Origin of the sequence: [Mannheimia] succiniciproducens MBEL55E (assembly GCF_000007745.1) — a bacterium.
GTDB classification, from domain to species: Bacteria; Pseudomonadota; Gammaproteobacteria; order Enterobacterales; family Pasteurellaceae; genus Basfia; species Basfia succiniciproducens.
This window is the reverse complement of record NC_006300.1, coordinates 2,085,067-2,108,024: the sequence shown is the minus strand read 5'-3', so window position 1 is coordinate 2,108,024 and position 22,958 is coordinate 2,085,067. Positions and strand designations below refer to the sequence as shown.

Genomic DNA, 22,958 nt, shown 5'->3' with positions numbered 1-22,958 from the left:
TTCCTTATTGTTAGACCTTAACTTTTCCCGTAACCACCTGCGTAATCAACGCCATTCGGTATTCTTTTAAACGTTCGATAACCGTTTCAATCTGCGTACGCAAACGGTCGATTTTAGCGGTTTCTTGGTCGAGGTAGTGGGTGATGGTGGTTTGTTCTGAGAGTGGGGGAACACAAGTAGGAAAATCTTTCAACATTGGTAAACGTACCGAATCAACCGTTGATTTTGCTCCACCTTCTTCGATTTTACGACTGAAAAATTCGCGCAAATAATAAAATAAAAATCTGCCTGTAATGTTTTGAAACTGGTTTAAACTATAAACACGCTGATGGCATCCATATTTGCCTTGAACATAATGAAAAACTTTCCCAGCTCCAACCCCATCACCAGCCATTAAAACAGCCTCATCATCTTCAAATGTATAATTATTGCTACGTTCAATAATTGGAGATCGAACATAAAATGGATAAATGCCATCAGGTTCATTATCTTGCGTATCCATATTACCTGTTTGAATATTACAAAGAAAACGCAAGCGAATAACTTCCCACCCCTCCGGCACTTTTCCCAACCATTGAATTCCGCTGTCTTTTAGACAAATCTCCCCCAACCCCTCTTTGCTAAAGAGGGGGGCGGTTTGTGCGGTATTTGGCGATCCGTTTTCTTCATCAAAACCGGTTCCCCTCTTTAGTGAAGCGGAATAAGGGGCGATTGGCAACCGCCCGCACACCGCTTCGGTAATAAGTGCGGTGCGTTTTTCGCTTAATTTTTCCAACAGCGTTTGCTGGCGGTCGATCAGGCGGTCGATATAGGCGGTTTTTTGATCGAGATAATGGGCGATGGCGGTTTGTTCTTCTAATGGGGGAAGAGCAATGGAATAATTATTTAAAAACTCAGATGGAATACGTTTTAACCCTCCCGCTCCAGTCATTGAACCTATCGCTAAATCCATAAATGTATTTTCTTGTAGCCGGTAAAATAGGTAACGGTTTAAGCAATTTTTAACCCTTAACACATAAATTTCAGATGAACCAAAACCAATGCCATTAACAAGTTTTTCTGCAATGACAAAATTTTTATTTTCAAAGCAGGGGGTAACTTTTGCAATTAATAAATCATTATCTTCAAAATAAGTATAGCCATTATATACATCGCTAATAGTGCGTGTTTCATCAAGCACCAAATTGCCTAATTTGAGTTTTTCCATTGGAACAAAGCTACATTCTTTATCCAATTCGGTTAATTCTGATTTTTTAGGAGTAAGCTCTGCAATATATTTGATTTTAGTAACTTCCCACCCCTCAGGCACATCGCCTAGCCATTCTACGCCACTGGGTTTATATTTATCGTATTTTTGCATTTGTAAAAAATCTCTGCTTTTTGAGCGGTTGTATATGTTTGTCGGGCATAAATGCCCGACTACAAATCTTGCTTATTTCAATATTAAACTTGCTTATTTGATATGAAATCTTGTTTATTAAAATAAATTCAATATAAATCAATAGGTTAAAAATATTGTTTAATCTTGCTTAACAAAGGCTAAACCTTGCTTAAACCATTTGTGTGCTGATTGTCTGCCATAAGTGCCCGACTTACTTTACGTATAGTTTAATGTTTTATTTTGCGGTACTTTTGATTTGGGCTAGTCGGTTTTTCGGGGATTGTCCTTTCAATCAAACCTAATTTTAACGCTGGTTCTATATAAGTTTTTCGTATATTTTTCTTATCTGCCACTGACAGTTCAATGCCTAGTTGAACAATTCCCTTTTCTTCATTACCCAATACTTCCATTAATCGAACTAAAGTTTCAGCTAGGGGTGTAACTAGGTCGGTAACTGGGTCGTTTTCTTGCTCTTTTGAAACTAGGGGTATAGTTGAACCGCTATCTAACTCATTGTTATATAAATTCTTTTCAGCTTGACCATCTGCTAAAGTCGCAATGTAATCAGAATTTGATTTGTTTTGGATTACATTACTATTTTCTAAATCAAAACCGACTAAGTGATACATAAGCTCATTACGCTCAATATCGTTCCAAATTAACATAGAAGTTCCTTTTATTGCCAATATCGGCTTTATGTCGAGCATAAATGCCCTACCTACATTTTAGTTACCAAAATCATCACTTGTTGCACAAATTAATTCATATTTTAATTCATCACTATACTGCTCTTCATTATTTAAAATAGAGCATACTAATTTAAGTAATAATTCCTTAGAAATTTTACTTTCCGCTAACCAGACAACAATATTTTCCATTTTAATAGTAAATTCTTTTACACAGTAATCGTAGCCATTTAGTTCTAAAAAGTAAGATCCTAGCACGATACTTGATCGCTTATTACCATCAAGAAATGCATGTAATTTATTGATCGAATAAATTAAATGAACCAATTTATCTTCAAAATTAGGATAATAAAGATCATTTTGAATATGCTCTAAAACACTTTCTAATTTACCCGTACCATCGGGGTACAATCCAGCTAAACCACCTGATTTTTCGATGATCCAATCGTGTATTTGAATACTGTGCACTACATCGAAATAAAGAATTGGTACATTCATTTTAGCGATCCTTTAAACGTTGTAATACTGCAAGGGTTTCAGCATCTTCTAGTTGCTCTTTTAATGAACGACTACGCTCTCCTAGAAAGCGTTCAAAATCATTTTCAGGTATCGCTTGAATATATTTTTCTAGTTTTTCATGTAATACTTCTCTAAAACCTAAGTCTCTACTCGACATTTTAGTGCGAGCATCTAAGATAAAAGGCTGCAAAAATGGATTTGACGCAGCTTCGGCAAGTAATTCATTTAACTCTGTAGGCGTTAATTTTCTTCCTAGCATTTCTGATTTTTGCTTCATTCCTGCAGCCAAACCAGTTTCAAAGCTACCAATTGCTTTTAATACTTCAGCATACATTGTTTCACGAGTTTTATCTTTTTCAGCTAATTTAAGTATCTGGCGATATTCTTTAGTATTCTCACAAAAAATAATTTGGTAAATCTTATCCGTATAAATACCATATTTGACATTGCTCATTTCCAAATAATCCCGTAAAGCATTAGTAAATTGTTTACGGTAACTTTCTTCTTGATAGGCGGCTGGTAAATAATCAACATCCCTTTGGTTAATAAAAGTTGTTTTCCCACCTGATTTTTGAGCAATAACATCAATCACAATATCTAACATTCGGCTACGAATAAATTTAGCTCGTTCACTTTCTGTAACCAACATTGCCAAATTAAGTAAAGCTCTAAATGTAAAAATACCGAGTGATGGTGCTTTAGGGCTGATGTCGACGAAATTCATTTCGTCGACATAGGCTAACCTTATGTTTTTTAAAGATTTTCCTCTTAAAATACGATAACCATTTTTCTCTAATTCATCACCTGAACTAGCGATATAATTATCAATGGTTCTTTCTGTAACATCTAAAATTTGAGCTGCTTGCTGCTTGGTAAATACGGTCTCTCCTTCAAAAGAGAGCCCTCCTAATTGAAGATTAGTTTCTAATTCTGCAAGTGCATATTTATTATTGAGTACGTTATTACGTGCAATTGCAGATGTAGTTAAATCGTTATTCATTTGGTTTTCTCCTAAACATTCCCCAACATCGCCATAATCTCCGCTTCCAGCTCGCTAATTTCAGCTTTAATTTCATCCAATGCTCTAGGCGGTTGGTATTGGTAAAAATGGCGGTTAATCGGGATTTCGTAGCCGACTTTGGTTTTGCTGTAATCAATCCAGGCATGATCCACATGGGGTAATACTTCCGCCTGTAAATAAGCTTCGCAGTGCGCTTTGACTTGTTTGACCAACTCATCGGTTTTACCCTCCCCGTAATCTACCGGCAGTGGTAAAGTGATTTCTTTTGGCAGTGGTACAAGTTCGGTATCGCGTAGCTGGCTGTCGGCTTCCGGATTGCCTTTGCTGTCTAAGCAGATGTCTGCGCTTTGGTCACGTTCGCTCAAGGCTTCTATTATTGCTTTTTTCAGCGGGGCGCCTAGTTTGAAATCTAACCCTTTTAAGGCTTTATCGAGTAATTTTAAGAAAGCAGTGCGGTTTTGATAAAGCCCATCGCCGATAGTTGAAAGCGCAGCCAGAATCGCTTGTTGCTGGCGTTGTCCTTCTGCTTCTTCCGCTTTGATTTGCGCTTCGTCTTTGCGCTTTTTACTTACGGCAAGGTTGATAAAGGCGGTTTGCGTTTTGACTTTTTCAATGCGCTCTTGACCGGCTTGGAAATTGAGGCGCAACGGGCGCTCTACGGTTAATTTTAAATAGCCGAAATCTTGGTTATTAAAAATCTTACTGCAAAATTTTGTTGAAATCCGACCGCTTGCACCGTCTTTGAAATCCGCATAAAGCCGGGTTAAATCGGCAATTTGTGCGGGAGAAAGCTCGTTGCGTTTATCCCCTAAGCTTTTTGCCATTTTCTGATAATGCTGTGTGCCGTCAATCAGTTGCACTTTGCCTTTGCGTCGGTCTGACTTTTTATTGCTGACAATCCAAACATAGGTGTAAATGCCGGTGTTGTAGAAAAGTTGGTCGGGCAGGGCGATAATGGCTTCTAACCAGTCATTTTCGATAATCCAACGGCGGATGTTGCTTTCGCCTGAACCCGCATCACCTGTAAAGAGGGGTGAACCGTTAAATACCACTGCAATGCGCGAGCCGCCTTCTTCTACCGGCTTCATTTTAGAAATCATATGTTGTAAGAACAGCAATGAGCCGTCGTTAATACGCGGCAAACCTGCGCCAAAGCGTCCGGCAAACCCGCTTTTCGCTTCATCATTGATAAAGTCTTGCTCGTTTTTCCACTCCACGCCAAAAGGCGGGTTGGAAAACATATAGTCAAACTTTTTGGTTTGATGTCCGTCGTGCGGGACAAAGCCTGTACCGGTGTTTTTGCTGTTTTTCACGCCCAAGGTGTCGCCAAACACCAGATTGCTGATGGGTTCGTCTTTAATCAGTAAGTCGGCGCAGCAGATGGCATAAGATTCGGCGTTATATTCCTGCCCGAACAATTGCAGCTTAATGCTGTCGTTGTAGCTTTTCAGATGTTTTTCCGACTCTGAAAGCATACCGCCCGTACCCGCTGTGGGGTCGTAAATGCTGGCAATGGCGTGCGGCTGGCTGAGGCGTTGCTGGTCTTCTTCGAAAATCAGGTTAACCATTAAGTTGATGACTTCGCGCGGGGTAAAGTGATCACCGGCTTCTTCGTTAGCCTGCTCGTTAAACTTACGCACTAATTCTTCAAAGATGTAGCCCATTTGTAGATTAGAAATGGATTGAGGCGAAAGATCGATACCGTTTTCTTTGAGGTCTTTTTGAAATTGGGACACCACGGCATACAGACGGTTGCTGCTGTCGAGTTTTTCAATTTCGTTTTCAAATTCAAATTTATCGAAAATGTCTTTCGCTTTGGCAGAAAAGCCTTGCAGGTATTTCACCAGATTAGCGGCGATATGGTCTTGGTCGGCAAGCAGGCGTTGCAGGTTGTAGCCGCTGGTGTTGTACAGCGGTTGTTTGCGATTGGGGTCGGCTGCTTTGGTCAGCGCCATTTCATAGAGTGCACCTTCGGGAGCTTTGCCGCCCATGGCTTGCAACTCATCGGCTTTGGCTTTCATGGCGTCGGTATAGGGCGCAAGAATCGCATCAAAACGTGCCAGCACAATTAACGGCAACATCACGCGGCGGTATTGTGGCGGACGATAAGTACCGCGCAGCATATTCGCCATACTCCAAATAACGGATGAAATGGTGGATTGTTTGGTGTGGAGGTTATCGGTTGTCATAAAATTTAATTATTGCAGATAAAAATTAGCAGGATTTTAACAAAGGCAGTAATGAAACAGAAGATAAAAAGATGACGATAAAACATAATATCTCTTAAAACTTTACTTTTGAAAAAAGTTGGATAACTATTTTTACATCCTAATAATCTCACTTTCCGGAATTCTGTTTTCTGATTTTATTCATTTTGGGGAATTCAAGACTGCGTTATGATATTTATATCAATCCTGTAAATTATTCGTTTTTATCTAACAGTGAATTCGGAAATTCATAATACAAACGAATAAAAAACGGGCGTATACTCAAACTGATTATCACACAAAGAGGAAACGGATTATGAACAATATTCAAGGTAAAGTCGTTATCATCACCGGTGCGTCCTCCGGTATCGGCGAAGCGACCGCTTATAAATTAGCGGAACAGGGAGCGAAAATCGTGCTGGCGGCGCGTCGTGAAGCGCAATTAAAAGCCATTGCCGACAATATTAAAGCCAAAGGCGGTGAAGCGGTATATCGGGTTACCGATGTGGTGAAACCCGAAGATAATCAAGCTTTGGTTGAATTGGCGAAATCCGCCTTCGGCAAAGTGGATGCGATTTTCTTAAATGCCGGTTTGATGCCGAGCGCACCGCTTTCCGCATTGGAAACCGATAACTGGAACCGTATGATCGACGTCAATATCAAGGGCGTGTTGAACGGGATTGCGGCAGTGTTGCCGACCTTTGAAGCGCAGAAATCAGGGCACGTATTGGCGACATCTTCCGTAGCGGGTTTGAAAGTGTATCCAGGAGGTACGGTGTATTGCGGTACCAAATGGGCGGTCAAAGCGATTATGGAAGGCTTGAGAATGGAAAGCGCACAAGCGGGCACCAATATTCGCACCGCGACTATTTATCCTGCGGCGGTACAGTCCGAATTGGTGGCGGGTATTACCGATGAGACGACTTCTCAGGGCTATCGCCAACTTTATGATACCTATGAGATTCCGGCGGAACGCGTTGCTAACGTAGTTGCTTTTGCCTTAAGCCAACCGGATGACACCAATGTGAGTGAGTTCACCATCGGACCGACCACTCAGCCTTGGTAATTTTTCTGACCGTTTGTTACCATACAAGCGGTCGTTTTTTATCAATATTTTGCAAATGTAGATACTCCACCTCAGGAGAGGAATATATGAACCGTAGAAATTTACTGAAAGCGGGCGTGGCTCTTGCCGCCGTAGCCGCTATGCCTTTTGGTCGTGCGCAGGCGAAAACACCGAGCAAAAAGACTTTAGTGATTGTTTCCCATCCCTATCCCGAAAGTTCCACCTTTATTAAAGGCTTACAACAGGCGGCAGAAACCGTGGAAGGCGTAACGGTACGTAATCTGGAAACCATTTACGGCTTTGATACCCGTGCCGTTAAAGGCGATGAGGAACGCCGCATTATGCGCGCCCACGACCGCGTGGTCTTTATCTTCCCGACCCACTGGTTCAATATCACGCCGATGATGAAAGCCTATCTGAATGAGACTTGGGGCAGCGTCGGACCTGGCTTGTGGCAAGGCAAAGAAATGTTGGTGGTTTCCACCGCCGCAGGCGGAAGCGAAACCTATGGCAAAAACGGGCGTGTCGGCGTAGAGCTGGCGGATGTGTTCCTACCAATGAAAGCCAGCGCCCTGCATTGCGGTATGACCTATTTACCGCCGTTGGTGTTTCAAGGTGTCAGAAGCAGTGAATTAGCGAATTATCAACAGCAGCTGATTGAACGGCTTATGCAGTGATAGATGGTGGGATAAATCCCACCCAATCCCTAAATTAAACCGCAGGAGTAATTTATGAAAATCTTGCTAAAACTAACCGCACTTTTGTTAAGCCTCGGAGTGGCGTTGAATGTCGCCGCCGATGGAGGCAAAAATCATCCGTCCTATCCTCTGCTGGCATCGGAATTTCGCGATTTGAGTTTGCTGGAAAGCGTGCGCTTCACTCCAGAACAATTGCAGGATAAAGCCAAGCTTACCGAATTAAACGCAGCGTTTTTACAGGCTGCCGAGCAATCAGAAGTGCAACCGAATGAGAAAATCACCGCGCCGGCACAAGGAGCGCAACCGGCGGTGGATCTCTACATCTACCGTCCGGCAACAGCAAAAAATGAAAAATTGCCGGTGATCTATTTTATGCACGGCGGCGGCTATTTATTCGGCAATGCCCGCCAAAACAATGCGGCGTTGGCGGAGCTGGCGGATCTCAATAAGGCGGTGGTGATCAGTGTGGAATACCGCTTGGCAAGTCAAACGCCTTACCCTGCCGATATTGATGACGCTTATCACGGCTTAGCCTATCTGTTTAAGAACGGGCAAAAACTCAATGCCGACACCAATAAAGTGGTGATTATGGGCGAGAGTGCCGGTGGCGGGCTGGCGGCTCGTTTAGCACTGAAAGTGCGCGATAAAGGCGAGTTCAAACTGGCGGGGCAGGTCTTGATTTATCCGATGCTGGATTATCGCACCGGCACCTCTCAAAGCCTGTACAACACGCCTTATACCGGCGGCTATGTGTGGACGGCGGAATACAACCGTATCGGTTGGGAGACGTTACGCGGCGGACAAACTATTGCGCAAGCGGAAATGCCTTACTATTCGGCGGCAACCGCTACGGATCTCGCCGGTTTACCGCCTACCTATATGATGGTAGGTAGCTTGGATCTGTTTGCCAATGAAGATATGGATTATGCCAACCGCCTGGTACAAGCGGGCGTGCCGACGGATTTACAGCTGGTTTCCGGTGTTTATCACGCCTTTGAAATATTCAACCCGAATGCGTCGCAAACGCTGGCTTACAAGCTGGCGCGCACCAATGCGATCCAACAAATGTTGGCAAAATAGTAATAATTCCTCTGTTTAGAGAAGGAGAAAATAAAAACTGTGGCAAAACCGACCGCACTTTTAAAGCAAACGAAACAGGAGAAAAAAATGTGGGATAGCAATACATTAAAGCAAATCTGCCAAGCGGACGATCTCAAAATCGCCCCATTTCATCCGGATATGACCAGCACAGGCACCCCGACCTGGATTTGGGAAGTGGCGGTGGACGGGCGTTTATTCGTACGCGCCTATTACGGCACCAATTCCCGCTGGTATCAATCCGCCCTTGCGCAAAAAGCCGGCAAAATTCATGCCATCGATCAGGTGTTCGAGGTGAAATTCGAACCGATTAAAGATGAAGCGTTGAACCAAAAAATCGACGACGCTTACCGCACCAAATATAGCTCAAGCCGATATATGAGCCATATGATAAGCGCCGGCAGCCGTGCGGCAACGGTGGAAGTAATTCCGGCTTAATTTTAATCAACATAGCTTAGTGCAAGCTAAAGTGCGGTCGATTTTTGGCGTATTTTGGCAAAAGTTGCCACACTAACCTACCCGCTTGCTAACAAGATATAGGAGCGAATCATGAAAAAAATACTGGTACTGACCGGCAGCCCTCACCCGAACGGTGCATCAAGTCGCTTGGCAGATGAATTTGTCAAAGGCGCAAAAGAAGCAGGCAATGATGTCTTCCGCTTTGATGCAGGCTTACAGCCCTTAGGTGAATTACACTTTTTGCAGCTTGATGCCAGTGAAAGAACGATTGCAGATAACGACATTGTCAGCCGAGAAGTCTTACCCAAACTGATTGAAGCCGATGTTGTCGTATTCGTGTCGTCGCTCTATTATTTCGGTATGAACGCCCAGCTCAAAGCGGTCATCGACCGTTTTTATTCCATTAACCACGAACTGAAAGACGACAAACAAAGCGCTGTGATCATGGCAGGCTACGGCGAGGGTGATGATTTAAAACCGATGAAAGATCACTTCAACATCATCCAAAAATATATGCGCTGGCAGAACATCGGTACCATTGTGGCGGAAGATTCCTGGAATGCCGCCAAACTAGCTAAACACCTGCAAGAAGCCTATGCACTGGGAAAATCCATCAGTGCATAAAATAATGAGCAAAGGGTGAAAGCGATGAAAAAACTGAGCAAAATTCTTTTTATAGCAAGCGCGCTTTCTCTGCCAACGACAATGTTTGCCGCTGACACGCAATCCGCCGCACAAACCACTCAAGGAGTAAAGCAAATGACACTTTCAGCACGCCAACTTAGTCTGGCACAAATCGGTGCCTTTACCGCAACCGGCGATATGGAGAGTTTGAAAACCGCAGTCAATCAGGCGTTGGATAGCGGTTTAAGCGTAAACGAAATTAAAGACGCTATGGTGCAACTTTATGCTTATACCGGCTTTCCGCGCAGCTTAAATGCCTTAAACGCCTTAGCTGAAACGGTAAAAGAACGTGAAGCAAAAGGCTTAAAAAGCGAACAGGGCAAAACCGCCACCCCATTACCGGCAAATACCGATATTCTGGCACTCGGCAGCCAAACCCAAACCGAACTCACTGGACAAAAAGTGGATATTTCGGCACTGTCACCGGAAATTGACCGCTATTTGAAAACCCATTTATTCGGCGATATTTTTGCCAGTGATCTACTTAACTGGCAAGAGCGCGAAATCGTGACAGTCGGCGCATTAAGCCATTTGCAAGGCGTGGAAAGCCAGCTTAACGCACATATCGGTATCAGCAAGAAAAACGGCGTAAACGACGAACAAATCGCAGCCATCAAAGCCATTCAACCGTCTGGCTTGCCGCAACTCAGCCAATTCCCCATCGGCGAACCGAATGATGCCTACGCGCAATATTTCACCGGCAAAAGCTATCTTTATCCGGTTTCTACCGAACAGGTAAAAATGTTCAACGTAACCTTTGAGCCAAGTTGCCGCAACGACTGGCATATCCATCACGCCACCAAAGGCGGCGGACAAATGCTAATCGTCACCGCAGGACGCGGCTATTATCAGGAATGGGGCAAACCGGCACAAGAACTCAAACCGGGCGATGTGGTACATATCCCCGCCAATGTCAAACACTGGCACGGCGCAGCCAAAGACTCCTGGTTCCAACATCTAGCCGTAGAAATTGAAGGGGAAAACACCAGTAATGAATGGGCGGAACGGGTGTCCGACGAGGAATATGCGAAGTTGAAATAGATGAAATAGAAAAGTGCGGTCGGGTTTAGCAAAGTTTTTCCAGAATTCGACCGCTTGGTTTTTCTTAAACGATCTAGGGTACGTATACCCTAGGTTAGCATTTTGTCATTCCCTTAGAGTGGAGTTCTATCCGAATTGTAAGGGAAACTCTAAGGAATTTCAGATGGTGGTGGAATTATGGCTTGTTTAAATTATCCCCACAATCCAATTAAATCCATTTGCTGCGGGGCAAGAAAGCTCTTTTGCGGGCTTTGAGTGACAACATCCGTTTCACGCAAATGTCCAAGCAATAAGGGCGAATCCGGATCGTGATATTGCTGCATCGCACGGGCTTTAGCGGGGCTTTTATTGGCATAACAATATTTGCAACCGCTGGGACAACTGTCATAGGCGCCAATGTCACGACTTTCCACACAACCGCAATGTTGTCGGTTGCCTTTATGTTTAAGCGATTTAAAATTCACGCCGTTGGCACGCCCGATAATATCAAGCGTCATACAACCCGAGCCGTGAATGCCGTAAGCGGAAAAATCGCCTTCGGTCGCGCAAGTTTGTAGATATAAACCGTAACGTTGCGCAATTTCGCCCATAGCTTTTGCTAAACGGTGTTTATCTTCATCCGTGAGCAAAATAATTTCGGGCATATTCACCGCTAATTTTTTATACATTTCCACAAAACTAAAAATGCAACGATCCACATAAGGTGTGAGCTCGCGAGCGAGATAATCAAAAGTTTCCAAATGACGTTCGATAGTATATTTTTCGGTTAGTAACACCGGATCATAACGCCAGGCAATGCGTTGTTTACCCACAATGTCTGCCAACCGCTTCAGAGTTTCAACACTTTTCTCAATGGTCTGCACGCCCGGCTCAATATCTTTGCCGTAGGCAGTGATGGTGTAATGAAAATAGGTGTTAAAACGATCGGTGATTTTGTGCAAATCCGGCAAAATTGGACGGTAATTCTTTGAACAAAACACCACGCAATCCACTTTATCCGGAGTCAATTCATAACGGGTAACTTTATTCGGGAACAGCGGATTACGCGACAGCACATAGCCTTCTTCAAAGCGTTTGAGTAACCACTTCGAATAATAATGCACCGTGTCCGTGCGCCCGCCTGTGTTGATAATCATAGTTTTCCTTTGTGAATGCAAGCGGTTGTTTTTTTTTTACAAAAACTTGCCTAAAAACGACCGCACTTTAATTGATTATTCGCCCAAAACAGCTTTATTTAAAATGCGCTACCTATGAAACTCTTTTTGTTTTGCTACTACTTAGGCTGAATATGATGGATTTTATTACGACATTCTATTTAAAAATTCCGTCAATTCGCCTGCGAATTTTTGCGGCATTTTCAAATGCAGGAAATGGTCGCCGTGTTCGTGTTTGCCGTAAATCAAGTCCTCACTGTTCGGCACGGTTTGGGCAATCCAGCGTTGGCTTTCCACCCAGTTGCTGTGTTCGCCTGACACTACTAAAGTCGGTTTGTCGATTTTATTGATAAGCACATCTCGCCAGTCGTTCAGAATATGGTCAAACAATACCTGTTCCAATGCGTCTTTATCGTGTGGGCAGACTTGATCACATAGTGCCATTGAGTTTTCAAAGGCCAGCGCATCAATCGTGTTGTAGAAATTGAATAAATCCGTATTTACTTGCAACATATTGCACGTGCCACGTCCGTAATACATATCAATCATCATCTCGGCAGAGGTGGTAAATGCACCAGCGTTGATACGTTCTTCTTCCGTCCAGTTGCTATGACAATAAATTGATGGTGCTTCATCAATAAACACAAATTTTTCTACACGGCTGGTACCGAGCAAATCCACATAGCCCCAAATCACCGAACAACCCATCGACCAGCCGCACAAGTGCGCTTTTTCAATATTTTCGGCGTTGAAAAATTCGTGTAAATCCATTGCGAAACGGCTGATACGGTTGCCGAATTTCACTTTGTCCGACAAGCCGTGATTGCGTTGGTCCAACACATAAACGGTAAATTTATCTTTCAACAAATGGATTAAATTGATGTATTCCGCCCCGTTTGACGACCAACCAGGCACGAACACCAACGGTTCGCCCGAGCCCGCTTTCCAATAGTTTAGCGACACGCCGTCATTGGTTTTGAACGAGCCGATTTGCAAGCCTGTTACATCGGATAATTTGTGCGGCAAACCGTCTAACTGGTTGGGCAAAGTGACATCACGTTTGAAGAAGTCGAGCGCTGAAATAGTCATAATCATTCCTTATGTGGATTAACAATAATTGAAATAGTGCGTTCACATGCACCCTACGAATGACAACTATTTTAGCTTTCAGATTTTTATTTACTAGATTAGAATAAGTTATAAAACCCTTAACCATAAGTTAAATATTATTTAATTTTACCACCTGGCACGAGCCTTGCTAGGTTAATTAAACCGAGTCACGCTATCGCTCTATTATCTTTGTTATTAAGAACTGTGAAGCAGCTCGGCTCAAAGAATCCTATACGGCTCGTATAGGCTGAAAAAGGAATAATTCAATGAACTCAACTTCCCCCTGTCTTGAACTTCAATTCGTTTGATTTCGCCATTCATTAAAAGGGGATTGAGATAAGGCATAATATTATTTACGTTTGCTAAGCCAAAAGCATATTGAATTTCAATAGGCGAAATGAGTTTGTGTTTTTCAATCAAATTTTTGACCGCACTTTGACTTATTTCTGGTTTTTGGGGCGATATATTATTTTGTGTTAATTGAGCAATCAGGGTAAAAAATTGTCGGTCATCTAATACGCCATTGACCACGACTCGTTTACCCTGATATTCCAATAAATAAGCTGGTAGACCACGAATGCCAAGTTGTTGGAATCGTTGAAAATCTTCTGTTAACGATGCCTTAACGTCATCAAGATGATACGCGTTGAGAAATGTTTGTTCGTTTATGCCAACTTGTCCCGCTACTCTGGCAAGTTCATTTAACTTTGTTGTTGGGCGAACTTCCACAATGGTGGCAAAACGTAAGCGGTAGAGAAATTCATCTGCCTTTTCAGGTGCTAACTGTTGCACGGTTTTGTAAGCAAGATTAAGCGGAATTGATGATGTGCGATCCGTGGAGAATAAATCCAAATTTTCCATTGAAATCGGCATTCCACTAATGCTTTGCTCTGCATTGTAAATGGCAGCAAGGTGTGGCAAATAGCGTTCAATCGCCATCGCTTCGCTAATGGCAAGGTCAGCAGGATTGACAAACTCATAAACATTTCGTACTAAACCTGCCATAACGGTATGAAATTCAATATGACCTGCAAAATGTGTTTCCAGTTTACGGAAAAATGGCTCACTTTCGTAAGATAAGCCCATCATTGGGTCGGTAAAGGTGGTGATTTTTAGCATATGTTTGACTCAAAAAACATTCCCGCAACCGCCCAACTTGGAATATCCTTATATTGAATGTAAATATGTTGGGGTGAAATGTGTAAAATTTGTGATATTAATTGGGTTACAACGTGGCTTAATTCAGCATATCCTTGATGTGTAGGATTGCCAAATACGGCAATCCGCAAATATGCCATAGAATCTCGGTTATCACCTTTTAGATACAAATTTACTTGATCGTGAAAATCTATCATCAACGATTGCTCTGATTTGTATGGTACAAATTCTATTACCTTCCCAAAACCTGATTTAAGTTGTTCTACTTGATCCGCCGTAAGCGTTAAGTTAGTTTTAAAAGTAATAAATGGCATTTAATACCCCCAATCTTTCACTAAATCCAACAATTTATCCGCCACTTCCTGCTCTTTTTGCTGATAAGTATGCCCTGTATTTTCAATAAAAATCAGCGTATTTTTGTCCGCACTTTGGAAATGGTTATTGATATTTCGCAAAAAACCTGGCGGATCTCCGTAAGTAAAACGATCAAGCGTACCAATCAGCAATGCTCCAGTGTGCTGAATTTTTGCCACTTGCGAAAAATCGCTATTAGGTTCCACGTGAACATTATTCAACAACGGTGAATAGAGCCATTGAAATGCTGTATCAGCAATACAAGGCAACCAGCCAAATAACTCAAAAGGTAATAATCTTTGACTATTACCCTTTTCGACTTGATGACGAATGTAAGCTCGTTGTTGTTCACTGATTGCATTGGTTAAATGCGTAACGTTTGCTGGGCTGAGCAAAATAAACTTCGCCACACGTTTGTCTTGGGTTTCGGCAAGATAATGAATCACCTTATTTGCCCCTAGCGAATGCCCTGCCAGCACAATATGTTGATAGCCTTTTTGTTCGGCAAAATCAACGTAAGCGGTTAAATCTTCAATGGTTTTTGCAAAATCCTCATTCCACGAACCAATACTTTCCGGCTGTCCTGTTTTAGGGTTCACAAAATCCGTTTTACCGAACGCATTTCGAGTTTGTGCATAAATAAAATCAATACCGCTTTGACTCAATGTGTGGCCAATGTTGTAATAAAATGGGTTAGAATAAAAATTACCGTGAATGCCTGTGATGGCAATGATTACCGTTTTTGATGGCGTTTGACTGAACAATACGCCATCAAGTAACGTACCACTTTGTGTTTCAATTTTCAGTTTTTGCATATTTTTCGCCTAGAAATGATTGGTTTTATATCGCACGCCATTCTGTTTAGACGGCGGGAAGAAGTCTGTCCCTGCACGAGTGCCGTCTAACATTGCGGGGGTATAGCGATAGTAATCGGCTTTATCCCAGTCAAATGCGCTTTCAATTTCGCTTTCTCGTCCTGTCTCAATCAGTTCGACAAGATTTGGATTGAGCATAATACTTTTGCCAATAGAAACACTTTCTACCCAGCCTGTTTGATAGGCTTTGAGCATATCATCTGCGGTGTAAAGATTACCTGAACCAAAGAATGGCAAACGCCCTGCAATACGGTCGTGTACTACTTGCATTCGGGTTAAATGGGTATCTGCACCACGGCGAACTTTTTTATAAAAATCCCAAAGCGAAATGTGCAAATATTGCAATGGTTTTTCTAACAACGCATCCACCAACGCCAGCGTTTCTTTCATCGTAATGCCATCCTCCCCGGGCTCTTCGGGCGAGAAACGATAACCAATAATAAAATCAGGTCGGTTATGTTTTTGACGCATTTCATCAATCCCATCAATAATTGCCAGAGGGAAACGCATTCGTTTTTCCAGCGTCCCACCCCAATAATCGTTACGCAAATTGGTGCTGGCTGAAAAGAATTGTTGAATTTGCCAACCATTTGCACCGTGAATTTCCACACCATCAAAACCTGCTCGCAACACCAGTTCCGCCGCATAAGCATAGTTTGTCACCATATCCCATACTTCTTGTTCGCTCATTGTGCGGAAACATCCGTAATAATCACCTGTCGCAGCTACTAACTCTGCACCTTGTGTCATCGCAGGATCAGCTCGCAAACCGCTATGAGCAATCTGCACCACCGCTTTTGCACCTTGTGAATGCGCCATTTCGGCGTATTCACGCAAGGTCGGCAAATGGCGTTCATCAAAAGCATTGGGCGATTCAAAGCCTATGCCGCTAGGGTGAACATTGGTAAACGGCATAATGTACAAGCCAAAACCCTCAAAGCGATTTTGCCAAAAACGGCGACCTGTTTCGGTCATTTCGCCATCTTTGCCTGAATCGTAAATCGTGAGTGGCGCGACTGTGAGACGATTTTTAATTTCCACACCATTGTTGAGTGTATAGGGTTCAAATAAAGGCTGATATTTTGGGTTCATCATTTTGTGTTCCTTTTAAGTCAATTTTGTTACGGCTTATTTTACTTATTCCTATAAATTGATTAAGATGAAAATATGATAAATATTATGGAATTTTATTCCATAATAAGAGCGGTTAAACTTTAAGGATTTTTACAAATGAATGATAAATTTTCAGGTATTGAAGAATTTTTAATGACAGTAGAAATGGGCAGTTTCAGTGCTGCAGCAGAACGATTGAATTTAACAGGTTCTGCGGTGGGAAAAAGTATTTCAAGATTGGAACAACGATTGAATACGCAGCTTTTTCACCGATCAACCCGTAAAATCACGCTGACTCGAGAAGGTGAAGTTTGGCTAGCAAGTTGTCGGCGAATGATGGAAGAATTAGAACAGGCGAAATTGTTACTTTCTAGTCAATCACAACAAATTATTGGCGAAATACGAATTGATTTGCCCACCACTTATGGGCGCAGTCATATTTTGCCCAAATTGCTTGCCATACAAGCAGATTATCCAAAGCTTTATTTAAATATTAGCTTTCAAGATCGCAAAGTGGATATGATTGCGGAACATATTGATATTGCTGTGCGATTTGGGGAATTAGCAGATTTAACAGACATTATTGCCAAACAAATTGATTGTTTTCAAAATCAACTTTGTGCGACACCTGCCTTTGTGTCAAAGTGGGGAAAACTTAACCACCCAGATGATTTAACTCATTTTCCCTGCATTGTAGGCAATCAAATTTCTTGGCGGTTGATGAACGAACAAGGCAAATCAACAGGATTCCCCCTAAATGTACAGCACCAAATCAATGACGGCGATGCACGTTTACAGGCGGTATTGGCGGATTGTGGCATTGCCTTTTTACCTGATTGGCTCATTCAACCAGCCGTAGAAGCAGGTAAATTGGTACAATTACTCCCTGAATTTACGCCACCACCTGAACCTATTTATGTGTTATGGCAGAAGAAATTACATTTACAGCCAAAGGTAAAAGCGATAGTAAATAGCTTGGTTTAGTATATGATAAAAAAATAGGATAACTTCAATGAACAGCACCGAATACGGACAACTTCTCATCTTCCAAGCCATCGCCAAAGAAGGCTCGATTTCCGCTTGTGCCAGAGCATTACGCATTTCCGTGCCGGCGGTCAGCAAAGCCTTACGCCAGTTGGAAAACCGCTTGGGCGTACCGTTGTTTCAGCGTAGCACGCGTAAAATTCAACTGACCGAAACAGGCGTACAACTGCTGGAACAAACCGTACAGGCGGTGGACACGCTGTCGCAAGCCTTTGAAAACGCCAAAACGCTCGCCAAAACGCCCACGGGCACGGTACGGATTACGGTGTCGCAAGTGGCATTTTCGTTGATTTTACAGCCCGTTTATGCTGAGTTTCGCGAACGTTATCCGCATATCGTGCTGGATATTTCCATCAACAACGCCACCGTCAATTTGATTGACGAACAGTTCGACTTAGGTATCCGCTTCGGTAATCATTTGGAAGAAGGTATTGTGGCACGCAGACTAACGGGCGAAATCCGTGAAGGCTTGTTTATCTCACCCCAATACGCCCAAAAATTCGGCACGCCGAAAACCCTCGCCGACCTTGCCCATCATCAACTTATCGGCTACCGCTTTATCACCGCCAACCGCTTCCACCCGCTCACACTGATGGAAAACGGACAACCGCATACGATCGAAATGCCGATGTCGCTGATTCTCAACGATAGTGAAATGGCAATTGACGCCATCCGCCAAGGATTCGGTATCGGGCGGATTTTCGAGGCGCAATACGAACGGTTGGAAAGCAAAATCGACCTATTGCCCGTGTTAAAAAAGCATTGGCAGACCCTCCAACCGATGTACTTGTATTACCAACCAAAATCACAAAAAGTGAAACGCGTGCAGGTGTTGATTGAGTTTTTGCAGGAAAAGATGGAGGTACTGGGGTGGTAGAAAGCGGTGGAGTGTTGAGGAAATCTGCAAAATTCGTCTGCAATTTGACCGCTTGTAAAAACAAAAAATGCCTGTCTGAAAGTGGTTTCAGACAGGCATTTTAGTATTTGAAAAAACAATGATTGCTTACACAAAGTCCTGCATTCAATCCTCAATCACAGCTTTCACGCTGCGGTGCAAAAAATCAAGCAATCGGCTGTAACGGTAATTTCATGGCACGCTGTACCACAGGGCGTGAGCAATCTGTTTCGCTCGAAGTGTTTTTTATCAAGCTGCCTGAAAAGCCTTACTCATAAAAAGTCACCGTCTCATCAACGCTTGCACGTTTGGAACGGAATTGATTGATAGCGGCGTCTTGATCAGGATAGCCAAAAGCAATGGCGTGCAGCAGTTTGAAATCGGGCGAAATGCCTAACTCTTCACGCACCACATCGGCAAAAAACGCCAAAAACAACATCGGAATACCGCCAAAGCCGCGCGCGGTAAGCGACAGCAAAAAGGTTTGCGAATACATCCCCATATCAGACGCGGCATTCACGTTGCCGTCGCCCACATCCGGCATAAACAAAAAGGCGGCGTGCGGTGCGTCGTAAAATTCGGCGTTGCGGCGGGTGATTTTTTTGCGGCCTTCGCTGTCATCACGAGTAACGCCGTTGGCGGCGAACATTTCTTTATAAAACTCACGCCAGCGGGGTTCGTAAATGCCGTCAAATTTGCTTTGGTCGTAGGCAAAATCGGGGCAAAGTTCGCCTTGTTCAAATTTTTCCATAATGCGCTTTTTCAGCCGTGCCAAGGTCTCGCCCGACACGATATGCACGCTCCACGGTTGGGTGTTGGTGGATGACGGCGAACGGCGGGCATCTTCAGCGACTTCACGGATTTGCGCGTTGGTCATTGGTGTCGGCAAAAATTGGCGCACAGAATGGCGTTCACGAACGGTGGTGGCAAAGTCTAAAGTGCTCATGGGTTTATTCCTCATCGTTGGTTAATAACTGCCAGTCTACACCGTTTAAATTTGATAAGAAATGCCTGCCCAAAAAAAGTGGGCATTCCTGCCCGCCTTACTATGTTTAAGCCACCCCTTCCAGCAGCACCGCGCGCCCGAGCGTTGCTTCCAAGCGCATGGATTTCACCGCTTCGTACTCTGGGCTGGTGTACCACGCGCGGGCTGACGCCATATCGGGGAAGCGCAGCACGACCGAGCCGTCAAAATCCGCCCCTTCAAAGGCTTCGTGCGCCCCGTTGGCCACCAAAATTTCGCCGCCGAAAGGGGCAAGCGTCGGCACGCCCAATTGCAGATAACGGTCGTAAGCCGCTTGGTCTTTCATTTCGTCCCGAATAAAAACAACATAAGCTGTCATATGATTTTCCTTATTTTCTGTTAAACATTTCGCTATTTTAGCGGTTTGTTGGTGCGGTTTCGCAAATTTTTGATGTTTTTTACCGCTTGTAGGCAGCTTAAACCTCCACCCGCTTGCCAATATCTTTCAAATTGGAAAACTGTTCCAGCAATCGCGGCATATCGTCCAGGCTCATGGCAAATTGCCATAAGTAGGTAATCACCGCATAAATATGCCCGGCTTTTACGCCTTGGGTGGTGGCGATTTGCACCACGGTGACGCCGAACAGCAGCGCCATCGCCACGCCAATCCACAAATAACCCGCCGCTTCACGATTGGAAATGCGGATACGCAGTTTTGCCAGCCAGCCGTAGTGTTTGTTGAGCTGGTAGCCGTTGTTGCGCTCGATGACGTCCACTTCTTTTTCCAAACGGTTGTTGAGTTTGAGGTAGAGCAAATCATTGGTTTTGGCGTATTTCGGCATTAAAAAGGCGAAGAACGCCAAAATCGCACAAGCGGTAACCCCTGCCCAAAACTCCAGAATCAGCAACATCAGCGCCGAGCCGATAATCTGAAAAGCGGACATAATCAAAATCGGCAAATGCTGCTCGAAGAAATCCACAAACTGGCGCGATAGTGCAACGCGTGCGGTGACGGAAGAGGTGTCCAAGCCTTTCGCACGCTGGCTTGCCACCACCGGCACGGCAAGTTCCGCATAAATTCGGGCAAAAGCGCGGGTATCCACCGCACGGCGCATGGCACCGATACTCCAGATAATCAGCACCAACAATGAATAAGAAAGCGATGCCCACACATCGCCACTCATCATCGCATTAACCGCAAAACTGCCGAATACGGGGTAGGTCAAAAATAAAACGTTTTCCGCCGCCACCAAGCCAAAAGTGCCGGCAAGGCGTTTTTTGTTGTTTTTGGCGATGGATTTTAAGTTGTCCAGCGCATTGGATGTCTGCATTATTCCACCCCTAAATTTTTGCTTAATACTTTGTTTAAGCGGATTAAATCCTGCACTAAGGCCGCCAGTTTTTCTTCGCCGAAATCAACCGCACTTTGCCGCTCCCCCGCCGTTTGCGCTTCAATAATCGGCGCAATCACGGCTAAACCGTCTGCGGTCAAATTCATCAACTTACCGCGCTTGTCATTCGGATCGGGCGCAAACGCCAACCAGCCGCGCTCAACAAGCTGCTTGCACACAAACGACACCGTCTGCTTCGGCAGCTCCCAATCCGCCACAATGTCTTTCTGTGAACAGCCCTGATGGTGATAAACGGAATACAGCACGACATATTCGTTCTCCGCCAAGCCCATTTTCCTTGCATACTTCATGTAAATCTGAAGCGACTGCATCATGGTTTCGGCTAATAAATCAATGGAAGTAATATGGTTTTGCATGGTGTTAAGGTCTAATATTGGACTAAATAGAAGCGGTATTTTAGTCTAATTTTGGACTTTGTCAATCATGGGGATATAAAAATGCCTGTCTGAAAGTGGTTTCAGACAGGCATTTTTCCCTTTACTTCTCAAAAACAATCCGCCTTTATTTATCAATACACCCGCCTTATTCTAAGCGCATTTTTATCACTCACGCTCCAAATCCGCCATCCACGCTATAATCGGAACCCGTAATGAAACGCGCTTCATCGGAAGCAAGGAATGCGGTGACATTGGCTACATCTTCGGATTTACCGAATGCGCCGAGTGGAATCGTCTTGCGAATGCGGTCGATATGATCTTGAATGCCGTCATTGGATAAATCGGTTTTATCGTAAATCGGCGTTTCAATCGGCCCGACGCTGATACTGTTCACACGCACGCCGTCTGCACCTAATTCTTTCGCCCAGATTTTAGTAAAAATCTCCACCGCTGCTTTGGTGCCGGCGTACATAGACATATTCGGCAAATGGTTGCGACAAATCGCGCTGGACATATTGATAATATTGCCTTTGCGGGCTTTAAGCATTGGCAGACACTGCAAGGTTAAATTGACCAACGCACGCACGTTAATGCCGAAAACTTTGTCGTATTCCTCGATTTTGACTTGTGAAATCGGGGTAACGGGCGCCCAGCCTGCGTTATTGATCAGAATATCCAGACCACCATATTTTTGGTTTAACTGTTGAACGATTTTTTGCACATCGTCATCCTTTTCAATATCCGCTACTGCGTAAGCGATGTTTGGATGAAGTGCGGTCGTTTCTTGCAATGTTTTTTCGGTTCTGCCCACCACCAACACTTTCGCACCTTCTTGTGCCAGGCGAACAGCTATGGCTTGTCCGATACCTGTTCCCGCGCCTGTCACTAATGCCGTTTTTTGTTCAAATCGTTGCATATATCCTCCTAATAAAGCAGTTCAAATTCATCACGTTCGCAATACATTTTCCAATAGGCTTTGGCGATAACGTCAGGGGCGTATTTCGGATCGTTTGGCTGAATCACGTTGCTGACCAATACGCTGCCGACAAAAATACCCTGAGGGGCGAGCAAGTGATGCAAGACGATGTTCATTGCATTCAGTGCCGCTTTATCTATACACAAAGGTTTCAAGGCAAGAATCGGCTGGAAGGTTTTGGCAAAACCGCCGCCGGTGAAAATTATCGCCCCTTGTTTTGCCGCAAATTCAGGCGTGGCAACCAGCATTGCGCAATGATAAGCACTTGCCGCATCAATTTGATAACGTTGCATCAATAGTTCGTTGGTAATTGGACGGTCATTGTCCAATTCGGTGATGCCGACGTTATATACCAACGCATCGCAGGTTCCCCATTCTGCTTGAATGGCGTTAATGGCTTTGGTCAAGGTTTCGGGATACAGTGCGTCAGCGACTTGGGTCATCACCTCATAGCCAAGGGCTTGAAATTCTTGGCGGTAAGCGGTCAGATTTTCTGCATTTCTTGCAATCAATGCCACACGGAAATCGTGAGAGGCAAATTCTTTTGCGATTGCATTGCCCAAACCTTTACCGGCACCGACTAAAATCAGTAGTTTTTTCATGTTGTTCACCTATCATGTTGTTGTTTGAGCGTATTATCCGCCTTTCATTTGGTTTAAAAAATGG

25 protein-coding genes are annotated in these 22,958 nt (G+C 43.9%); 8 read left to right on the top strand and 17 right to left on the bottom strand.

Annotated features, from left to right (window positions below; all coding sequences use genetic code 11):
- Nucleotides 1-10 precede the first annotated feature (10 nt).
- The 5 genes from MS_RS10905 to MS_RS09835 all read right to left on the bottom strand — a co-directional run bounded on the left by MS_RS10905 (nucleotide 11) and on the right by MS_RS09835 (nucleotide 5,796).
- On the bottom strand, nucleotides 11-1,360 hold the full coding sequence (locus MS_RS10905) for a restriction endonuclease subunit S (protein ID WP_011201321.1): 1,350 nt from the start codon (nucleotides 1,358-1,360) through the stop codon (nucleotides 11-13).
- Between the two features lie 248 nt (nucleotides 1,361-1,608).
- Nucleotides 1,609-2,046: a Fic family protein gene (locus tag MS_RS11240; protein WP_226977686.1), complete on the bottom strand. Its 438-nt coding sequence runs from the start codon at nucleotides 2,044-2,046 to the stop codon at nucleotides 1,609-1,611.
- A 60-nt stretch (nucleotides 2,047-2,106) separates the two neighbouring features.
- Nucleotides 2,107-2,565, bottom strand: coding sequence for a type II toxin-antitoxin system death-on-curing family toxin (locus MS_RS09845; RefSeq protein ID WP_011201319.1), 459 nt, complete (start codon nucleotides 2,563-2,565; stop codon nucleotides 2,107-2,109).
- Nucleotide 2,566: 1 nt separating this feature from the next.
- Nucleotides 2,567-3,586, bottom strand: coding sequence for a DNA-binding protein (locus MS_RS09840; RefSeq protein ID WP_011201318.1), 1,020 nt, complete (start codon nucleotides 3,584-3,586; stop codon nucleotides 2,567-2,569).
- A gap of 11 nt (nucleotides 3,587-3,597) precedes the next feature.
- Complete coding sequence (locus MS_RS09835; RefSeq protein ID WP_011201317.1) at nucleotides 3,598-5,796, bottom strand: type I restriction-modification system subunit M; 2,199 nt, start codon at nucleotides 5,794-5,796, stop codon at nucleotides 3,598-3,600.
- 334 nt (nucleotides 5,797-6,130) lie between these two features.
- Here MS_RS09835 and MS_RS09830 point away from each other — a divergent pair, with 334 nt between their 5' ends.
- The 6 genes from MS_RS09830 to MS_RS09805 all read left to right on the top strand — a co-directional run bounded on the left by MS_RS09830 (nucleotide 6,131) and on the right by MS_RS09805 (nucleotide 10,860).
- Complete coding sequence (locus tag MS_RS09830; protein WP_011201315.1) at nucleotides 6,131-6,880, top strand: SDR family oxidoreductase; 750 nt, start codon at nucleotides 6,131-6,133, stop codon at nucleotides 6,878-6,880.
- A gap of 86 nt (nucleotides 6,881-6,966) precedes the next feature.
- On the top strand, nucleotides 6,967-7,557 hold the full coding sequence (locus MS_RS09825; RefSeq protein WP_041640072.1) for an NAD(P)H-dependent oxidoreductase: 591 nt from the start codon (nucleotides 6,967-6,969) through the stop codon (nucleotides 7,555-7,557).
- A 54-nt stretch (nucleotides 7,558-7,611) separates the two neighbouring features.
- The gene (locus tag MS_RS09820; RefSeq protein WP_011201313.1) at nucleotides 7,612-8,658 is read left to right on the top strand and encodes an alpha/beta hydrolase; all 1,047 of its coding nucleotides are present in this window, start codon (nucleotides 7,612-7,614) and stop codon (nucleotides 8,656-8,658) included.
- Between the two features lie 39 nt (nucleotides 8,659-8,697).
- Nucleotides 8,698-9,114, top strand: coding sequence for a DUF2255 family protein (locus MS_RS09815; RefSeq protein WP_011201312.1), 417 nt, complete (start codon nucleotides 8,698-8,700; stop codon nucleotides 9,112-9,114).
- A 111-nt stretch (nucleotides 9,115-9,225) separates the two neighbouring features.
- Nucleotides 9,226-9,759, top strand: coding sequence for a flavodoxin family protein (locus tag MS_RS09810; protein ID WP_011201311.1), 534 nt, complete (start codon nucleotides 9,226-9,228; stop codon nucleotides 9,757-9,759).
- A gap of 135 nt (nucleotides 9,760-9,894) precedes the next feature.
- Nucleotides 9,895-10,860: a carboxymuconolactone decarboxylase family protein gene (locus MS_RS09805; protein WP_041640265.1), complete on the top strand. Its 966-nt coding sequence runs from the start codon at nucleotides 9,895-9,897 to the stop codon at nucleotides 10,858-10,860.
- 191 nt (nucleotides 10,861-11,051) lie between these two features.
- Here MS_RS09805 and MS_RS09800 read toward each other — a convergent pair whose 3' ends face one another.
- The 6 genes from MS_RS09800 to MS_RS09775 form a co-directional block, all read right to left on the bottom strand.
- Nucleotides 11,052-11,996 (bottom strand): DUF1848 domain-containing protein, encoded by a 945-nt coding sequence (locus MS_RS09800; protein ID WP_041640071.1) that lies wholly within the window; start codon nucleotides 11,994-11,996, stop codon nucleotides 11,052-11,054.
- A gap of 165 nt (nucleotides 11,997-12,161) precedes the next feature.
- On the bottom strand, nucleotides 12,162-13,103 hold the full coding sequence (locus MS_RS09795) for an alpha/beta fold hydrolase (RefSeq protein WP_102030681.1): 942 nt from the start codon (nucleotides 13,101-13,103) through the stop codon (nucleotides 12,162-12,164).
- A gap of 240 nt (nucleotides 13,104-13,343) precedes the next feature.
- Nucleotides 13,344-14,243, bottom strand: coding sequence for a DsbA family protein (locus tag MS_RS09790; protein WP_011201307.1), 900 nt, complete (start codon nucleotides 14,241-14,243; stop codon nucleotides 13,344-13,346).
- Complete coding sequence (locus MS_RS09785) at nucleotides 14,237-14,596, bottom strand: phenylpyruvate tautomerase MIF-related protein (protein ID WP_041640070.1); 360 nt, start codon at nucleotides 14,594-14,596, stop codon at nucleotides 14,237-14,239. The genes MS_RS09790 and MS_RS09785 overlap by 7 nt, the downstream gene beginning before the upstream one ends.
- Nucleotides 14,597-15,451: an alpha/beta fold hydrolase gene (locus tag MS_RS09780; RefSeq protein WP_011201306.1), complete on the bottom strand. Its 855-nt coding sequence runs from the start codon at nucleotides 15,449-15,451 to the stop codon at nucleotides 14,597-14,599.
- Nucleotides 15,452-15,460: 9 nt separating this feature from the next.
- The gene (locus MS_RS09775; RefSeq protein WP_193329826.1) at nucleotides 15,461-16,603 is read right to left on the bottom strand and encodes an NADH-dependent flavin oxidoreductase; all 1,143 of its coding nucleotides are present in this window, start codon (nucleotides 16,601-16,603) and stop codon (nucleotides 15,461-15,463) included.
- A 138-nt stretch (nucleotides 16,604-16,741) separates the two neighbouring features.
- Between MS_RS09775 and MS_RS09770 the strand changes: the two genes are divergently transcribed.
- On the top strand, nucleotides 16,742-17,608 hold the full coding sequence (locus tag MS_RS09770) for a LysR family transcriptional regulator (protein ID WP_011201304.1): 867 nt from the start codon (nucleotides 16,742-16,744) through the stop codon (nucleotides 17,606-17,608).
- Between the two features lie 28 nt (nucleotides 17,609-17,636).
- On the top strand, nucleotides 17,637-18,545 hold the full coding sequence (locus MS_RS09765) for a LysR family transcriptional regulator (protein ID WP_011201303.1): 909 nt from the start codon (nucleotides 17,637-17,639) through the stop codon (nucleotides 18,543-18,545).
- Nucleotides 18,546-18,831: 286 nt separating this feature from the next.
- Here the strand turns inward: MS_RS09765 and MS_RS09760 are convergent, their stop codons facing one another.
- From MS_RS09760 to MS_RS09735, 6 genes are all read right to left on the bottom strand, one after another.
- The gene (locus MS_RS09760) at nucleotides 18,832-19,509 is read right to left on the bottom strand and encodes a nitroreductase family protein (protein ID WP_041640068.1); all 678 of its coding nucleotides are present in this window, start codon (nucleotides 19,507-19,509) and stop codon (nucleotides 18,832-18,834) included.
- Nucleotides 19,510-19,615: 106 nt separating this feature from the next.
- On the bottom strand, nucleotides 19,616-20,026 hold the full coding sequence (locus MS_RS09755; protein WP_011201300.1) for a DUF1330 domain-containing protein: 411 nt from the start codon (nucleotides 20,024-20,026) through the stop codon (nucleotides 19,616-19,618).
- On the bottom strand, nucleotides 20,004-20,858 hold the full coding sequence (locus MS_RS09750) for an ABC transporter six-transmembrane domain-containing protein (protein WP_011201245.1): 855 nt from the start codon (nucleotides 20,856-20,858) through the stop codon (nucleotides 20,004-20,006). The genes MS_RS09755 and MS_RS09750 overlap by 23 nt, the downstream gene beginning before the upstream one ends.
- Nucleotides 20,858-21,295 carry a MarR family winged helix-turn-helix transcriptional regulator gene (locus tag MS_RS09745; RefSeq protein WP_011201246.1) on the bottom strand — a complete coding sequence of 146 codons (438 nt, stop codon included), beginning with the start codon at nucleotides 21,293-21,295 and terminating at the stop codon, nucleotides 20,858-20,860. Before MS_RS09745 ends, MS_RS09750 begins: the two co-directional genes overlap by 1 nt.
- Before the next feature lie 190 nt (nucleotides 21,296-21,485).
- The gene (locus MS_RS09740; RefSeq protein ID WP_011201299.1) at nucleotides 21,486-22,232 is read right to left on the bottom strand and encodes an SDR family NAD(P)-dependent oxidoreductase; all 747 of its coding nucleotides are present in this window, start codon (nucleotides 22,230-22,232) and stop codon (nucleotides 21,486-21,488) included.
- An 8-nt stretch (nucleotides 22,233-22,240) separates the two neighbouring features.
- Nucleotides 22,241-22,894, bottom strand: coding sequence for an SDR family NAD(P)-dependent oxidoreductase (locus tag MS_RS09735; RefSeq protein ID WP_041640066.1), 654 nt, complete (start codon nucleotides 22,892-22,894; stop codon nucleotides 22,241-22,243).
- Nucleotides 22,895-22,958: the final 64 nt, after the last annotated feature.

What these genes read in the sequence shown, in the direction of transcription:
- MS_RS10905 (WP_011201321.1), bottom strand. Translation starts at nt 1,360, where the DNA reads ATGCAAAAATACGATAAATATAAACCCAGTGGCGTAGAATGGCTAGGC.
- MS_RS11240 (WP_226977686.1), bottom strand. Translation starts at nt 2,046, where the DNA reads ATGTTAATTTGGAACGATATTGAGCGTAATGAGCTTATGTATCACTTA.
- MS_RS09845 (WP_011201319.1), bottom strand. Translation starts at nt 2,565, where the DNA reads ATGAATGTACCAATTCTTTATTTCGATGTAGTGCACAGTATTCAAATA.
- MS_RS09840 (WP_011201318.1), bottom strand. Translation starts at nt 3,586, where the DNA reads ATGAATAACGATTTAACTACATCTGCAATTGCACGTAATAACGTACTC.
- MS_RS09835 (WP_011201317.1), bottom strand. Translation starts at nt 5,796, where the DNA reads ATGACAACCGATAACCTCCACACCAAACAATCCACCATTTCATCCGTT.
- MS_RS09830 (WP_011201315.1), top strand. Translation starts at nt 6,131, where the DNA reads ATGAACAATATTCAAGGTAAAGTCGTTATCATCACCGGTGCGTCCTCC.
- MS_RS09825 (WP_041640072.1), top strand. Translation starts at nt 6,967, where the DNA reads ATGAACCGTAGAAATTTACTGAAAGCGGGCGTGGCTCTTGCCGCCGTA.
- MS_RS09820 (WP_011201313.1), top strand. Translation starts at nt 7,612, where the DNA reads ATGAAAATCTTGCTAAAACTAACCGCACTTTTGTTAAGCCTCGGAGTG.
- MS_RS09810 (WP_011201311.1), top strand. Translation starts at nt 9,226, where the DNA reads ATGAAAAAAATACTGGTACTGACCGGCAGCCCTCACCCGAACGGTGCA.
- MS_RS09805 (WP_041640265.1), top strand. Translation starts at nt 9,895, where the DNA reads ATGACACTTTCAGCACGCCAACTTAGTCTGGCACAAATCGGTGCCTTT.
- MS_RS09800 (WP_041640071.1), bottom strand. Translation starts at nt 11,996, where the DNA reads ATGATTATCAACACAGGCGGGCGCACGGACACGGTGCATTATTATTCG.
- MS_RS09795 (WP_102030681.1), bottom strand. Translation starts at nt 13,103, where the DNA reads ATGACTATTTCAGCGCTCGACTTCTTCAAACGTGATGTCACTTTGCCC.
- MS_RS09790 (WP_011201307.1), bottom strand. Translation starts at nt 14,243, where the DNA reads ATGCTAAAAATCACCACCTTTACCGACCCAATGATGGGCTTATCTTAC.
- MS_RS09785 (WP_041640070.1), bottom strand. Translation starts at nt 14,596, where the DNA reads ATGCCATTTATTACTTTTAAAACTAACTTAACGCTTACGGCGGATCAA.
- MS_RS09780 (WP_011201306.1), bottom strand. Translation starts at nt 15,451, where the DNA reads ATGCAAAAACTGAAAATTGAAACACAAAGTGGTACGTTACTTGATGGC.
- MS_RS09775 (WP_193329826.1), bottom strand. Translation starts at nt 16,603, where the DNA reads ATGAACCCAAAATATCAGCCTTTATTTGAACCCTATACACTCAACAAT.
- MS_RS09770 (WP_011201304.1), top strand. Translation starts at nt 16,742, where the DNA reads ATGAATGATAAATTTTCAGGTATTGAAGAATTTTTAATGACAGTAGAA.
- MS_RS09765 (WP_011201303.1), top strand. Translation starts at nt 17,637, where the DNA reads ATGAACAGCACCGAATACGGACAACTTCTCATCTTCCAAGCCATCGCC.
- MS_RS09760 (WP_041640068.1), bottom strand. Translation starts at nt 19,509, where the DNA reads ATGAGCACTTTAGACTTTGCCACCACCGTTCGTGAACGCCATTCTGTG.
- MS_RS09750 (WP_011201245.1), bottom strand. Translation starts at nt 20,858, where the DNA reads ATGCAGACATCCAATGCGCTGGACAACTTAAAATCCATCGCCAAAAAC.
- MS_RS09745 (WP_011201246.1), bottom strand. Translation starts at nt 21,295, where the DNA reads ATGCAAAACCATATTACTTCCATTGATTTATTAGCCGAAACCATGATG.
- MS_RS09740 (WP_011201299.1), bottom strand. Translation starts at nt 22,232, where the DNA reads ATGCAACGATTTGAACAAAAAACGGCATTAGTGACAGGCGCGGGAACA.
- MS_RS09735 (WP_041640066.1), bottom strand. Translation starts at nt 22,894, where the DNA reads ATGAAAAAACTACTGATTTTAGTCGGTGCCGGTAAAGGTTTGGGCAAT.